Source organism: Amycolatopsis alba DSM 44262, from assembly GCF_000384215.1.
GTDB classification, from domain to species: Bacteria; Actinomycetota; Actinomycetes; order Mycobacteriales; family Pseudonocardiaceae; genus Amycolatopsis; species Amycolatopsis alba.
This window is the reverse complement of sequence record NZ_KB913032.1, coordinates 293,533-307,698: the sequence shown is the minus strand read 5'-3', so window position 1 is coordinate 307,698 and position 14,166 is coordinate 293,533. Positions and strand designations below refer to the sequence as shown.

12 protein-coding genes are annotated in these 14,166 nt (G+C 68.0%); 8 read left to right on the top strand and 4 right to left on the bottom strand.

The genetic code is table 11. The features are described 5' to 3' along the window. Positions 1-65: 65 nt before the first annotated feature. The gene (locus AMYAL_RS0101315) at positions 66-587 is read left to right on the top strand and encodes a hypothetical protein (protein ID WP_020629494.1); all 522 of its coding nucleotides are present in this window, start codon (positions 66-68) and stop codon (positions 585-587) included. 384 nt (positions 588-971) lie between these two features. Here AMYAL_RS0101315 and AMYAL_RS0101310 read toward each other — a convergent pair whose 3' ends face one another. Continuing rightward, positions 972-2,984, bottom strand: a complete 2,013-nt coding sequence (locus AMYAL_RS0101310; protein ID WP_020629493.1) for a fatty acid desaturase — start codon at positions 2,982-2,984, stop codon at positions 972-974. 616 nt (positions 2,985-3,600) lie between these two features. On the opposite strand from AMYAL_RS0101310, the gene tig reads away from it, so the two are divergent. From tig to AMYAL_RS0101280, 6 genes are all read left to right on the top strand, one after another. Further along, the gene (tig, locus tag AMYAL_RS0101305; RefSeq protein WP_020629492.1) at positions 3,601-4,971 is read left to right on the top strand and encodes a trigger factor; all 1,371 of its coding nucleotides are present in this window, start codon (positions 3,601-3,603) and stop codon (positions 4,969-4,971) included. A gap of 185 nt (positions 4,972-5,156) precedes the next feature. After that, positions 5,157-5,759, top strand: a complete 603-nt coding sequence (locus tag AMYAL_RS0101300; protein ID WP_026466638.1) for a ClpP family protease — start codon at positions 5,157-5,159, stop codon at positions 5,757-5,759. A 27-nt stretch (positions 5,760-5,786) separates the two neighbouring features. Continuing rightward, complete coding sequence (locus tag AMYAL_RS0101295) at positions 5,787-6,458, top strand: ATP-dependent Clp protease proteolytic subunit (RefSeq protein ID WP_016332354.1); 672 nt, start codon at positions 5,787-5,789, stop codon at positions 6,456-6,458. Between the two features lie 232 nt (positions 6,459-6,690). Continuing rightward, positions 6,691-7,986, top strand: a complete 1,296-nt coding sequence (gene clpX / locus AMYAL_RS0101290) for an ATP-dependent Clp protease ATP-binding subunit ClpX (protein ID WP_020629490.1) — start codon at positions 6,691-6,693, stop codon at positions 7,984-7,986. 101 nt (positions 7,987-8,087) lie between these two features. Continuing rightward, positions 8,088-8,471, top strand: coding sequence for a hypothetical protein (locus AMYAL_RS0101285; protein ID WP_020629489.1), 384 nt, complete (start codon positions 8,088-8,090; stop codon positions 8,469-8,471). A 74-nt stretch (positions 8,472-8,545) separates the two neighbouring features. Continuing rightward, positions 8,546-9,466, top strand: a complete 921-nt coding sequence (locus tag AMYAL_RS0101280; RefSeq protein WP_280632796.1) for an anti-sigma factor RsbA family regulatory protein — start codon at positions 8,546-8,548, stop codon at positions 9,464-9,466. On the opposite strand, the gene AMYAL_RS0101275 is transcribed toward AMYAL_RS0101280, so the two are convergent. Together AMYAL_RS0101275 and AMYAL_RS0101270 are read right to left on the bottom strand one after the other, a co-directional pair. Continuing rightward, positions 9,463-10,404 (bottom strand): alpha/beta hydrolase-fold protein, encoded by a 942-nt coding sequence (locus AMYAL_RS0101275; RefSeq protein WP_020629487.1) that lies wholly within the window; start codon positions 10,402-10,404, stop codon positions 9,463-9,465. The genes AMYAL_RS0101280 and AMYAL_RS0101275 overlap by 4 nt on opposite strands. A gap of 97 nt (positions 10,405-10,501) precedes the next feature. Beyond that, positions 10,502-11,200: a TetR/AcrR family transcriptional regulator gene (locus AMYAL_RS0101270; protein ID WP_020629486.1), complete on the bottom strand. Its 699-nt coding sequence runs from the start codon at positions 11,198-11,200 to the stop codon at positions 10,502-10,504. Between the two features lie 76 nt (positions 11,201-11,276). On the opposite strand from AMYAL_RS0101270, the gene AMYAL_RS0101265 reads away from it, so the two are divergent. Next, positions 11,277-12,707, top strand: a complete 1,431-nt coding sequence (locus tag AMYAL_RS0101265; protein ID WP_020629485.1) for a carotenoid oxygenase family protein — start codon at positions 11,277-11,279, stop codon at positions 12,705-12,707. A 541-nt stretch (positions 12,708-13,248) separates the two neighbouring features. Here the strand turns inward: AMYAL_RS0101265 and fdhD are convergent. Continuing rightward, positions 13,249-14,088, bottom strand: coding sequence for a formate dehydrogenase accessory sulfurtransferase FdhD (gene fdhD, locus AMYAL_RS0101260; RefSeq protein ID WP_020629484.1), 840 nt, complete (start codon positions 14,086-14,088; stop codon positions 13,249-13,251). Positions 14,089-14,166: the final 78 nt, after the last annotated feature.

Sequence of the window (14,166 nt, the reverse complement as noted above, 5' to 3'; positions counted from 1 at the left end):
ACAGGTCCGGCACAGCCGCGGTGCGGACGGTGGTGGCAACGACGAGACCTCAGGAGCCGAAGACCATGAACGAAACCACCCCGGCCACTCCCGCCACTCCGTCCACTTCGGACTGGGGTGCTCCGGCGCCCGCGCGGGGCGGGAAGCGCAAAACCGTCGTCGCGGGCGCGGCCGCCGCGGTGCTCGCCCTCGGCGGCGGCGCCGCGATCTGGGCCGCCGGTTCGTCGGCCGATCCGGACGTCGCGTCCGCCGCGCCCGGCGGCGGGGCGGGGATGGGCGGGCCCGGCGGCGCGCGGGCGCTTCACGGCGAGTACGTCGTCTCGGACGGCAACGGCGGCTACACCACGCAGCTCACTCAAACCGGGACGGTGACCGAACTGAGCGCGACGTCGCTGACCGCGGTGAGCGCCGACGGGTACAGCAAGGTCTACACGATCGACTCGTCGCTGGTGAGCGGCGTCGCGACCGGGGACACGGTCAGCGTGGTCGCCACGACCTCGGGCACGACCGCGACCGCGCAGTCGGTGCGGGAGTCGACGGGGGAGGACCAGGGGCCGCCGCAGGACGGGACGCCGCCGGGCCAGTGACCGGCGTGCAGGGACGTTTTGGGGTCGTGAGTGGCCAGGACGGTTCTATTGATGGGTAAGTCAAATGTGGCGGGTCTGTGGCTCTGTGCGACGCCGGACTTGTCGCACTGACTGTGTGGATTTTGGTGCGTTGGACGCGCAGAAATCCACACGGTCCCGCGTGACAGGTCCTGTCATGACGGGGTGTGTGGGAATAGGGACGTTCAATGTCCCTATTTCCACACACCCTTCACTTTCAGTGACCCTCGCGCCCCGTCCACGTGCAGTCTGTGAAGGAGGCCTTCACAGACTCGCCACCCAGCAGGACACGTTTGCCCTACCCCTCAATAACCCGAATCGCCACTCACGACCACCTTGACCGAACGCTCACCGCCGCCGACGACCTCAGCGGTCGTAGTCCACGCTCAGCTCGGCCGACGTCGCCACCGCCCGGCAGGTCAGGATCCGCCCCGCCGCGACTTCGTCGTCACCGAGCGCGTAGCGCACGTCCATCCGCGCGCTGCCCCGCACCACGGTCGCCCGGCACGTCCCGCAAGCGCCGCCGACGCACGCGTACGGCGCGTCGACGCCGTGTCGCAGGGCGGCGCTGAGCACGGTTTCGCCCACTGTCGCGGGGATTTCGACGGTCTTCCCGCCGGCGGTCACCATCAGGGCAGGGCCGGGCCGCCGCGAGGGCCGGACGGGAAGCGCGCCCTGGAACAGTTCGAAGTGGACGTTCTCCTCGGGGACGTCCCGGTCCGCCAGGGTCCGGCGGGCCATGTCGACGAGGTCGCGCGGGCCGCACAGGAACCAGTCGTCGACCTTCGCCGGGTGCAGCCGCGCTTGCAGCAGCGCCCGGAGGCGGGTGCTGTCGAGACGGCCGCGCTGGTAGCGCTCGTGCGAGATCGCCAGCGCTTCGCCGACGATGTCGAACGGCTTCTCCAGCCGCTGGGTGCGCAGGTCCGGGTCGCGTTCGTCGGTGCGGTAGTGCACGATGTGCAGCCGCCCGCCCAGCCGCGCGGCGAGCGCCGTGAGTTCGGTGGCGAACATCGTGCTGGCGCCGGAGGTGTTGATGTACAGCAGGGTCGCCTTGCTGTGCGGCTCGTCGCGCAACGTCGAGGTCAGGATCGACAGGATCGGCGTGATCCCGCTCCCGGCGGCGAGCGCGACGTACCGGGCGGAGCGGCCCCGCGCCGGGGCCAGCGTGAAGGCACCGTCCGGGGGCAGCACCTCCAGGACGTCACCCGCCGCGAGTTCCGTGGTGGCGAACGTCGAGAACACGCCGCCGAGCTGGTGCTTGATCGCGATCCGCAGCACGCCGGAGTCCGGTGTCGAGCAGATCGAGTAGGCGCGCCGCACCTCTTCCCCGTCCACCTCCGCGCGCAGGACGAGGTGCTGGCCGGGGATGAACCGGAAGGTCTCCCGCAGCCGCTCCGGCACCTCGAAGGTCACCGTGACCGCGCCTTCGCACAGCGGCCGGACCTCGGACACCCGCAGCGAGTGGAACCGGCTCGGCGGCCGGGGCTGGGGAGCGGGCGGCTCCTCGTCGAAGGAGCCGGTGAGCTGACGCCATTCGCGGTATTCCGACGACGTCAGTTCGCGGCCCCACGCTGTCGCGATCGGGACGTCCCTGTCGAGATAGGCGTCGCGGTTGTCCTTCCACGCGCGCAGGTACCGGTAGAACGGGATCGCCGGGTGGAGATGGTGCACCAGGTGGTAGTTCTGGCACAGCATGATCGGCGTCATCAGCCATTCGAGCCCGACGCGGACACGGGTGGCGCCGAACCGGTTCTGCCGCTGCTCGCCGAGGTCGTGATGCGGGAGCCAGTCGAACCACCAGGCCAGCACGGCCAGGCCGACGCGTTGCGGGATCAGGTACGCCACCAGCAGTTCCCAGCCGTGGCCGGTCGCGGTCAGCCAGGCGAACGCGGCGAGACTCAGCACGACGACGGCCGCGGTCTCGATCCGCTCGGCACGCGGCCGCGTGCGCTGCCGCGCCACGTAGAAGCGGGCGTACCAGAAGTCGATGGTCAGCCAGCGCAGCGGCAGCTGCCACCAGGGGCCGTGCGCGGTCCAGGCGTCGGGATCGGTGTGCGCGTCCTCGTTGGTGTTGCGGTGGTGCTCCAGATGGATGTAGCGCACCAGGGGAAAGGAGCCGTAGCCCGCCACGAACGGCATCGCCAGCCTGCCGAGCAGTTCGTTGACCCAGGTGAGCTGCCCGGCCGCGTGATGCGTCGACTCGTGCAGCACGGTGAACATCGTGAAGGTGACGAGCGCGTGCAGGGGAATGGTCACCCACAGCGGCGCGGCTTCGTTGACCACCAGCCAGGTGGCACCGATCCAGACCATGAGGCCGCCGGTGAACAAGAGCACTGTCGGCACCGAGACCACCGGCAGCGGGATCCGCGGGTTGGGCACCCCGCGTCTCAGTTCTCTCGCGGGTATTTCCCCCGTGTCCTCGGACCGGGTTACGGCGACGGTCATCGATCGTTCCCCTCGGTCGATGCATACCGGGACAAGCTGTCACACCGTAGACAACTAGTACTGGTTTGTAAACTTCATCGGGCTGGTGAAATGCCTCGTCACGGCGCCCGATGGTGGGGTCCGGCGCGCATCCGTGTCCAGGAAAGGGCCGCTTCGTAACAGAGAAGAACCGAAAACTGGTCCGATCGGGTGGTCGGAGGCCGGTTCGCCGGACGGCTCCCGAAACCTGTGATCGGCCGGGCTGGGCGTGGAGGACGCCCCGGAACCGGAGCGATGAAGGACACGGCCCAGGCCGTGTCCTGTGGGTCTGCTCGCGGTCTTCGCGCCCAGGTGGTCCCTGACGGCACGGGCGGATGCGCCCGAGTACGACCCGGTACGAGGGCGATCCGCCCGCACCGCCAGGAACCACCTGGATCACGAACCCCGTCGAACAGACCCACAGGACACGGCCTAGACTCGGACGGCCCGGTCTGCAGGCTGGCCAGGGCGCATCCGCTGCCGACCGCACGCGGATGCTCAATCACATCGTTTACCGCTCGAGGAGAATACGTTGAAGAGCACCGTCGAGCAGCTCAGCCCGACGCGAGTCAAGATCAATGTCGAGGTGCCGTTCGACGAGCTCAAGCCGAACTTCGACCGCGCCTACCGCAAGATCGCCCAGCAGGTGCGCATCCCCGGCTTCCGTCCGGGCAAGGCGCCGGCTCGCGTGCTGGAAAGCCGGATCGGGCGAGCCCCGGTGCTCGACGAGGTCGTCAACGAGGTCATTCCGGCCAAGTACATGGAAGCCGTGCGCGCGGGCGAGGTCCGCACGCTGGGCCAGCCCGAGTTCGAGGTGACCAAGCTGGAGGACCGTGAGGTCCTCGAGTTCACCGCCGAAGTCGACATCCGCCCGGAGATCTCGCTGCCCGACCTCGAGGGCTTCACGGTCAGCGTCGACGACGTCGAACTGACCGACGCCGAGGTCGACGAGCAGCTCGACGAGCTGCGCGCCCGCTTCGGCACCCTGACCGGTGTCGAGCGCGCGGCCGAGAACGGCGACTTCGTCTCGATCGACCTCGCGGCCACCGTCGACGGTCAGGAGGTCGAGGAGGCCTCGACCACCGGCCTGTCCTACGAGATCGGCTCCGGCCAGCTCGTGGACGGTATCGACGAGGCGATCATCGGTGCGAACACCGGCGAGACCAAGACCTTCACCACGAAGCTGGTCGCCGGTGAGCACACCGGCAAGGACGCCGACGTCACCGTCACCGTGCAGACCATCAAGCAGCGTGAGCTGCCGGAGGCGGACGACGAGTTCGCTCAGATGGCGAGCGAGTTCGACACGATCGACGAGCTGAAGGGCGACCTTCGCGAGCGCCTCGGCCGCGTCAAGAAGATGCAGCAGGGCGTCCAGGCCCGCGACAAGGTCCTCGAGGAGCTGCTCGAGCGCACCGAGATCGCGATCCCGGAGAAGGTCCTCGAAGCCGAGATCGAGAACCGCAAGCACGACGCGATCCACCCGTTCGACCACAGCGAGGCGGAGTTCGCGAAGGCGCTCGAGGCCGAAGGCCGCACCCTCGAAGAGTTCGACACCGAGGTGCGCGAGGAGTCGGAGAAGGCGGTCCGCACCCAGCTGCTGCTGGACAGCATCGCCGACGCCGAGCAGACGTCGGTCAACGACGGCGAGCTCACCGAGCGGATCATCTACCAGGCGCAGCGCTTCGGCGTCAGCCCGGACGAGTACGTCCAGCGGGCGCAGCAGTCCGGTCAGCTGACCGCGATCTACGCCGACGTCCGTCGCGGGAAGGCCCTGGCCTCCGTGGTCCGCAAGACCACCGTGACCGACGCGTCCGGCACCGCGGTCGACCTCGAAGAGCTCTTCGGCCCCGCAGCCGAGGAGACGCAGGTCACCGAAGAGACCGCGAAGACTGCGGCCGAGTAGGGAATACCCGGTCCTTCTCGAAACGGACCGTAAAGCTGTAAGCGAACTTGGGCGGTGTCAGGCATTCTGCACCGCCCAAGTTCGTTAGGGTCGGTTGCAAGATCCTCAGCACCTGGACACAGCATCTGGACATACAGCGGCGGCCGAGGCACGGCTGGCCGCCGTCGGCGAAAAGGCAGGCAGACGTGACGCAGCACATGCCCGAGGCGCGGACCGGAACCGCGGGGCTCAACCTCACCGACTCGGTCTTCGAGCGGTTGCTCCAGGAGCGCATCGTCGTCCTCGGCTCCGAGGTCAACGACGAGGTCGCGAACCGGATCACCGCCCAGTTGTTGCTGCTCGACGCAGACGACTCCGAGTCGGACATCCGCTTCTACATCAACTCGCCGGGTGGCTCGGTCACCGCTGGTTTCGCGATCTACGACACCATGCAGCTGATCCGCCCGGACGTCGCGACCTACGCGATGGGCCTGGCCGCGTCGATGGGGCAGTTCCTGCTCTCGTCCGGCACGCCCGGCAAGCGGTACGCGCTGCAGCACGCGCGGATCCTCATGCACCAGCCCTCGGCGGGCGTCGGCGGTACGGCCTCCGACATCGCCATCCAGGCCGAGGTGTTCGGCAAGTGGAAGCAGGAGCTGGCCAAGATCACGGCCGAGCAGACCGGCCAGACGGTCGAGCAGATCGTCAAGGACGGTGACCGTGACCGCTGGTTCACCGCGCAGGAGGCGAAGGACTACGGCTTCGTGGATCAGGTCCTCACCCGCGAGAACCCGCTTCCCACCAGCTGACCCGCGCCGGCACACAGGAGAATTTCAATGAGCAACTTCCAGCTTCCGATCGGGTCGCAGGCGCCGGGGATGCAGTCGCGGCTCCAGCTGCCGCAGTCGCGGTACGTCCTGCCCTCGTACGTCGAGCGCACGAGCTACGGCATCAAGGAATCGAACCCGTACAACAAGCTGTACGAAGAGCGTCAGATCATGCTCGGCGTGCAGATCGACGACGCGTCGGCCAACGACGTGATGGTCCAGCTGCTGCACCTCGAGCACGAGGACCCGGACCGCGACATCATGATCCTGATCAACTCGCCCGGTGGTTCCTTCACCGCGCTGATGGCGATCTACGACACGATGCAGTACGTCCGCCCCGACATCGTCACGATGTGCATCGGCCAGGCCGCTTCGGCCGCCGCGGTGCTGCTGGCGGCGGGCACCCCCGGCAAGCGGTTCACGCTGCCGAACTCGCGGGTGCTGATCCACCAGCCCGCCACCGAGGGCACCTACGGCCAGGTGTCGGACCTGGAGATCCAGGCCAATGAGATCCAGCGGGTGCGGCGCCAGATGGAGGTCATCCTGGCGAAGCACACGAACAAGGACGCCGACGAGGTCAAGAAGGACATCGAGCGCGACAAGATCCTGACGGCCGACGAGGCCAAGGCGTACGGGATCGTCGACGAGGTGCTCGAGTACCGCAAGGCTTCGAGCAGCTGATCGCGGGAGGGGGATCGGTGCGTGTCGGGTGACGACACGCACCGGATCCCTGGTCTAAGGTCAGCTTCTGGCGTGCTCAGATATGACGTTGGTTCTCCCGCCGACGGCATCGGACGGGTACCGTCAGTGGCAATGTGTGAGGCTCCGAGAGGTCATCCGTGACCGGGGTACGACAGTCAGGCACGACAGTGCAGGCGCAGACACTGCGCCGGAGGGGACGAGGTCAACGGCCATGGCACGGATCGGTGACGGCGGCGACCTGCTGAAATGTTCTTTCTGCGGCAAGAGCCAAAAGCAGGTGAAGAAGCTCATTGCCGGCCCCGGGGTCTACATCTGCGATGAGTGCATCGATCTCTGCAACGAGATCATCGAAGAGGAACTCGCCGAGGCCGGTGAGGTCAAGCTCGACGAGCTGCCCAAGCCCGCCGAGATCCACGAGTTCCTCGAGCAGTACATCATCGGCCAGGACGACGCGAAGCGATCGCTGGCCGTGGCGGTGTACAACCACTACAAGCGTGTGCAGTCCGACGACAAGGCCGGGCCGAAGGATTCCAAGGACGAGACCGTCGAGCTGGCGAAGTCCAACATCCTGATGCTCGGGCCGACGGGTTGCGGCAAGACTTATCTGGCCCAGACGCTGGCGAAGATGCTGAACGTCCCGTTCGCGATCGCGGACGCCACGGCGCTCACCGAAGCCGGTTATGTGGGCGAAGACGTCGAGAACATCCTGCTCAAGCTGATCCAGGCGGCGGATTACGACGTCAAGCGGGCCGAGACGGGCATCATCTACATCGACGAGGTCGACAAGATCGCCCGGAAGTCGGAGAACCCGTCGATCACCCGCGACGTGTCCGGTGAGGGCGTGCAGCAGGCGCTGCTGAAGATCCTCGAAGGCACCACCGCGTCGGTGCCGCCGCAGGGCGGCCGCAAGCACCCGCACCAGGAGTTCATCCAGATCGACACGACGAACGTGCTGTTCATCGTGGCAGGCGCGTTCGCCGGCCTGGAGAAGATCATCAACGAGCGGGTCGGCAAGCGCGGCCTCGGTTTCGGCGCGGAGATCCGCACCAAGGCCGAGATCGACGAGAGCGACATCTTCTCCGACACCATGCCGGAGGACCTGATCAAGTTCGGGCTCATCCCGGAGTTCATCGGCCGCCTCCCGGTCGTGGCGACGGTGACCCACCTGGACAAGGACTCGCTGGTCAGCATTCTGACCACGCCGCGCAACGCGCTGGTGAAGCAGTACAAGAAGCTCTTCGAGATGGACAACGTCGAGCTGGAGTTCACCCAGACCGCGCTCGAGGCCATCGCCGACCAGGCCGTGCTCCGCGGCACCGGCGCCCGTGGCCTGCGCGCGATCATGGAAGAGGTCCTGCAGCCGGTCATGTACGACATTCCCAGCCGCGACGACGTCGCGAAGGTCGTCATCACCGAGCAGACGGTCCGCGAGAACGTGAACCCGACGATCGTGGCGCGTCAGCCGACACGTCGTCGCAGCAGCGAGCGCGGCGAGAAGTCCGCCTGAGCGGCGATCTTCGTCACCGATGCCCCGGCCGGATCCTTCCGGGCCGGGGCATCGGTTTCTCCGGCCCGGTCCGGCCGGTGACCGGACCGAGATAGGATGCGATGGTGCCGCTGACTTCCACGAAGGACGAGACCGAGGCTCCCGAGCTGGCAGCCGCGAGTCCGCGCGAGGTCACGGGACTCGTGGAGCTCACCGAACGCATCGTCATCGGGGCCTATCGCGGGCACCCGTGGATCCCGCGCGCACTCACGATCGTGCTGGGCGTGCTGGTGGCGACCTGCCTGGTGGCAGGCGTCGTCCGGTTGTCGCCCTTACCACTGATCCCGCTGCCGTTGTTCGCCGGTTCGGCGTACGCGCTCATCCGGATCAAGGCGGCGCGGAGCGCGGAAGCGAACCACTCGCTCGTAGTCTGGACCGGACTGTTCACCGGTGCGACGCTCGCCGGATTCTGGTTGATCTCGATGGCGGGACGCTGGCTCGGCTGATCAGCCCCGGCAGTTTTCGTCTTTTCCTCCGTTCGCAGGGTTTCAGAACCGCTTCCACGGGGTAAGACGAGTCCGTGACAGTCACCACGGGCCCCTTCTCCCATGTGGGACTGCTCTACTCCGGTGACTCCGAGTATCTGGATGGAACGGTTCCGTACATCCTCGAAGGGCTGAAGCTCGACGAGCCTGTCGCGGTGGCCGTACCCGGCCGGAACCTGACGCTGATCGAAGCGGCCTTGGGCGAGTCCGCCGCCGACGTCGAGCTCATCGACATGACCGAAGCCGGCCGCAACCCCGGCCGCATCCTCCCCGGCGTGCTCCTCGCGTTCGCGGACAACCGGCCAGGTCCGGTCCGGATCGTCGGAGAGCCGGTCTGGGCGGGGAGGTCGGCCATCGAGTACCCGGCGTGCGCGCAGCACGAGGCACTGATCAACTTCGCTTTCGGCGACCGTGACCTGAGCATCCTGTGCCCCTACGACCGGACCTGGCTCGAGGACGACGTCCTCGCCGATGTCGAGCGGACCCATCCGATCCTGTCCGGCACCGGCGGAGATCGTCCGAGCGAGGGGTACGCCCCCGGCACGGTCGTCGAGAAGTACAACCTGCCGCTGCCCGAACCGCGCGAGGCCGACACGTTCCGCTTCGACCTCGCCAGGCTCGCCGCGGTGCGGCACTTCGCGCAGGAGCGGGCCGACGAGAGCGGGCTCGCCCCGGACCGGGTGGAAGACCTCGTCCTCGCCGTGGCGGAGCTTTCGGCCAACAGTGTGCTGCACGGTTCGGGCCATGGCGTCGTCCGCATCTGGCGCGACGAGGCTCATGTGCTCTGCGAGGTCATCGACGAAGGCACGTTGAGCGATCCGCTGGCGGGCCGCCGTCCCGCTCCGCCGGGGCAGATCGGCGGACGTGGCCTGGTACTGGTGAACCAGGTCGCCGATCTGGTCCGGCAGTACCTCAGACCGGGCTCGACCGTGACCAGGATCTACTTCCGCGTCTAGGCGTTCTTCGGCACGTGCTTGCCGAGAAACGCGACCAGGCTCGGCACGACCGTGCGGTTGAAGGCGTCGCCGTGCTTGCCGCGCGCGGTGTGCGCGACGATGGGCCGCGCTTCGGAGATGAACTTGCGCACCCCGCCGATGAACGGGTCTTCGGTCCCGCACCAGATCCCGGTCGGCACGCTCTTGGTGGCGTCGATGTGGCGCAACGGGTCCAGCGAGCCCCAGTCGGCGGCGTCCCGGAACGCGCCCCGCTTGCTCATTTCCGGCCACGACGTGATCAGGGCGGGCGCGAGCGCCGCGACCGCGGCGGGCGGGCGACGGCGTTCCAGCCGCCGCCGGGTGTAGAGCAGCGCGCCGAAACCACCCATGGAAAGACCGGTGGCGGCGAACGGCAGCCCGTCCCGGCCGCCGAGGCCGCGGGCGGCCAGCCAGCGGGGGACCTCTTCCAGCAGCATCGCCATCGGGTTGTCGCCGGGTTTGTTCTCGTGCCAGTAGTGGTCTCCGCCGTCGACCGCGACGAACCCGAACGGGGGCACCGCCTTGCGGGCGACGTCAGAGCTGAGTTGCTTGAGCAGTCCGGTCGGGGCGGCGTGCCGCGCGGTGCCGTGGAGGCCGTGCAGCATCAGCGACATCGGCAGGCCCTTGGGCGGCGCCTTGGTCGGCAGCATCAGCACGAGGTCGACCTCGCGGCCGCGGGCTTCGGAGTACACCCGTTCGACGCGGGGGCTGCCGAGCTGGGTGGCCGGGGTCGGCGAAGCGACGCCGAGTGCCCGCTGAAGCGCCTCGCTGAATGGCAGGGCACCGGTGGCCGTTCCGGCGGCGAGCCCCGCGACACCGAGGCCGGAAGCCCCGGCGATCAGCACGGAACGACGGCTCAGCCAGCGGCGGGCGCCGTGCACCCCCGGCAGCGTCACGTGCCCCTGGTCGTCCTCGTCCACCCGTCCCCGTTCCCCCGTTGATCTTCTACCAGGTCAGACGTGCGCTCTCGGTCAAAGGTTGCACGATTCACCGACCTGTGACCGGGGTATCGCCGGATCAGGTGCCGATGTTTCCTTCTTTCGCACGCCAGGCGTCGATCGAGACCTGGGCGGACCGCGTCGCGGCCTCGTAAGTGTCGCCGAGGCCCACGCCGAGCGCGGTGGCCAGGGGAATCAGGATGTGGTCCACGCCATTCCGGCCGTCGCCGAAGTGGCCGGCGACCTCCAGGGTGATGTAGCCGTGCACGGCGCTCCAGAGCTGGGCGGCGACGGCGAATTCCGGGGCGGGACGGAACCGGCCCGCCTCGATCACCCGCTTCGCGGCGCGGACGAGGTAGCCGAAGGCCTCGCGGCCTTCCTCGCTGGCGTTCTGGCGGGTCTCCTCGTTGGTCATGTCACCCAGCGCCGCCTTCTGCCCGTTGGGCTGGCTCTGGCCGAAGGTCACCGCGTAGAGCTGCGGGTTGTCCACCACGGTCCGCCGGTACGCCAGCGCCAGGGTGAGGATGTCGGCCGCCGGATCGTCGGTCTCCGTGACCTCGCCCAGATTCGCCGACAGCCGCCGGAATCCCTCGCGCGCGACCGCGTCCACCAAGGCGCCCATCCCGCCGAAGTGGGTGTACACGGCCATGGTCGACGCGCCGATCTCGGCAGCCAGCTTGCGGGCCTGGAGCGCCTCGGGGCCGCCGTCCGAGAGCAGCCGGATCGCCGCCTCGATCAGCTTGGCCTTGACCTCGGCGGCGGCGGGTTTCGGTGACATGCTTGCCAGTGTCTCATAACCCTGTTATAAATGGTGTCCATAACCGCGTTATAGCCATCGATCCAGGGGGCCCGTCATGGGTAACAAGTTCCTCGAGGGCAACTTCGCCCCCGTCAGTCACGAGCACACGATCACCGAACTGCGCGTCACCGGGCACATCCCGGAGTACCTGGACGGGCGTTATCTGCGGAACGGGCCGAACCCGCTGTCCGAAGTGGACCCGGCGACCTACCACTGGTTCATGGGCGACGGCATGGTGCACGGCGTCCGGCTGCGGGACGGCCGCGCCGAGTGGTACCGCAACCGCTGGGTGCGCAGCCCCCGGCTCGCACGGGAACTCGGCGAGGACTGGGCGGGCGGACCCGCTTCCATGGGCGCCAACACGAACGTGATCGGCCACGCGGGCAAGACCCTCGCGCTGATCGAAGGCGGCGCCACCAACTTCGAACTGACCGAGGAACTCGACACCGTCGGCGCCTGCGACTTCGACGGCACCCTTCCCGGCGGCTACACCGCGCACCCGAAGCGTGACCCGGAGACCGGCGAACTGCACGCCGTGTCGTACTTCTTCGGCTGGGGCAACAAGGTGCAGTACTCGGTCATCGACGCCGAAGGCCATGCGCGGCGCACGGTGGACATCGAGGTCACCGGTTCGCCGATGATGCACGACTTCTCCCTGACGGAGAAGCACGTCATTTTCTACGACCTGCCGGTCACCTTCGAGAGCGAACAGGCCGTTGCCACGTCGGTCCCGTCGTTCCTGCGCACTCCCGCCCGGCTGGTGGTGTCCGCGCTGGTGGGCAAGGTGAAGGTGCCGGACCCGCTCGGCGCGAAGCTGCGTTCGCGGATCTCGGGCAACGGGGGCCTGCCGTACCGCTGGAACCCCGCGTACCCGGCGCGGATCGGGGTCATGCCGCGAGACGGCGGCAGCGGCGACGTCCGCTGGTTCGAGGTCGAGCCCTGCTACGTGTTCCACCCGATGAACGCCTACGACGACGGCGACACCATCGTGCTGGACGTCGTCCGGCACCCGAAGATGTTCGACAGCGAACTCCTCGGGCCCGCCGAGGGGCCGCCGACCCTGGACCGCTGGACCGTCGACCTGGCCGCGGGCAAGGTCGTCGAGGAACGGCTCGACGACCAGGGTCAGGAGTTCCCGCGCGTCGACGAGCGACTGGTCGGGCGGCCGCACCGCTTCGGCTACTCGGTGTCCACAAAGGATGGATCGGCTTCGTCGGGGTCACTGCTCAAGCACGACCTGTGGAAGCGTTCGGTGGCGTCGCGGGAATTCGGCGACGGCGCGCAGGTGGGGGAGTTCGTGTTCGTTCCGTCCTCGGTGGACGCGGGCGAGGACGAGGGCGTGCTGATGGGGTTCGTCTACGATCCCGCGACGCAGAAGAGCGATCTGACCATTTTGGACGCGGGGACACTGGAGACCGTCGGTGCCGTGCACCTGCCGGACCGGGTGCCGAACGGCTTCCACGGCAACTGGGTCGGTACCGAATAAGGGGGCGTGAGTGGCCAGGACGGTCAGACCGTCCTGGCCACTCACGAGTTTCCTGGCCGGGCGCCGCCTGCCTCGCTCGGGTGTCCTGAAGGACCCCTTTGAGACGATCAACGTCTCAAAGGGGGCCTTCAGGACACCAGGACCACCCCGATCTTCGCGCGACGGCTTCGCGATGGGCGCCCCCAATGTGTCATTGGGGACACCAGTCACTCACGACCCCGTACCCAGCTAGGGCTGAAGGACCCCTTCGTTCCACCAACGGTCCCAACCGAGCGAAGGGTCGTGAGTGGCGATTCGGATTGAGGGGTTAGGCAAATGTCCTGTCAGGTGTCCGTGAAGGCCTCCTTGCCTACCCTGAAGGTAGTGAAGGAGGCCATCACGGACACTGCGAAAGGCACCTGTGGCTTCAGAGGCACCAGCAGTCACAGCGATGCCGCGTGAAGGCCCCTTCCCCCAGCTCAGCCGAGGAAACTCGACCTTCACACCTTCCCCAGGTACGTGATGGCCCCCTTCATTGCGTCTAGCGCAATGAAGGGGGCCATCACGTACCTGTCGCGAGGCCGAGCACCCGCTGTTCGCCGCTGTACAGGTTCATGCTGTCGCCCCGCAGGAACCCGATGAGGGTCATGCCGTTCTCCTCGGCCAGTTCCGCGGCCAGCGACGACGGCGCGGAAACCGCGGCCAGCAGCCCGATCCCGGCCATGGCGGCCTTCTGCACCAGCTCGAACGACGCGCGGCCGGACACCAGCAGACCGGCGTCCGCCGCGGGGATCCGGCCTGCTTGCAGAGCCCAGCCGAGGACCTTGTCGACGGCGTTGTGCCTGCCGACGTCCTCCCGGACGACGGCGAGGTTCCCGTCGCCGTCGAAGAGGGCGGCCGCGTGCAGCCCGCCGGTGCTGGAGAAGACCTTCTGGTGCGCGCGCAGCGTGTCCGGGAGCTTCGCCAGCACGTCCGTGCTCACCGCGAACCCGGACTTCTCCGGTGAGAACCGGCTTCGCAGCTTCACCGCGTCGAGCGCGGCCTTGCCGCAGACGCCGCACGAGGACGTGGTGTAAAAGTTCCGCTCGACGCCCGTCTCCGGCGGAGCGACCCCTTCGGCCAGCGCGATGTCCAGGACGTTGTAGGTGTTGCGGCCCTGGTCGTCGACGCCGTCGCAGTACCGGGCGACCGCGACGTCCTCGCGTGTGGTGAGCACGCCTTCGGACAGCAGGAAGCCGTGCGCCAGTTCGACGTCGTTGCCGGGTGTCCGCATGGTGACCGCGAGTGCCTTGCCGCCGACGCGGATTTCCAGCGGTTCCTCGGCCGCGAGCGCGTCGGGCCGCCGCACGTCCCTGGTCGCGGAGATCTTCCGCACCGGACGCCGCACCGTCACCCTGCCCACTTGTCCACCTTTCTGGCCGATCATTCGACAGTCGTGTACTGCAACGCCGGGAATTAAGTAATACATTCCCAGTGCACA

Excerpts from the sequence above, each read along its gene's own strand:
- AMYAL_RS0101270 (WP_020629486.1), bottom strand. The coding sequence starts at position 11,200 with ATGTCACCGAAACCCGCCGCCGCCGAGGTCAAGGCCAAGCTGATCGAG.
- AMYAL_RS0101315 (WP_020629494.1), top strand. The coding sequence starts at position 66 with ATGAACGAAACCACCCCGGCCACTCCCGCCACTCCGTCCACTTCGGAC.
- AMYAL_RS0101265 (WP_020629485.1), top strand. The coding sequence starts at position 11,277 with ATGGGTAACAAGTTCCTCGAGGGCAACTTCGCCCCCGTCAGTCACGAG.
- AMYAL_RS0101285 (WP_020629489.1), top strand. The coding sequence starts at position 8,088 with ATGGTGCCGCTGACTTCCACGAAGGACGAGACCGAGGCTCCCGAGCTG.
- clpX (WP_020629490.1), top strand. The coding sequence starts at position 6,691 with ATGGCACGGATCGGTGACGGCGGCGACCTGCTGAAATGTTCTTTCTGC.
- AMYAL_RS0101295 (WP_016332354.1), top strand. The coding sequence starts at position 5,787 with ATGAGCAACTTCCAGCTTCCGATCGGGTCGCAGGCGCCGGGGATGCAG.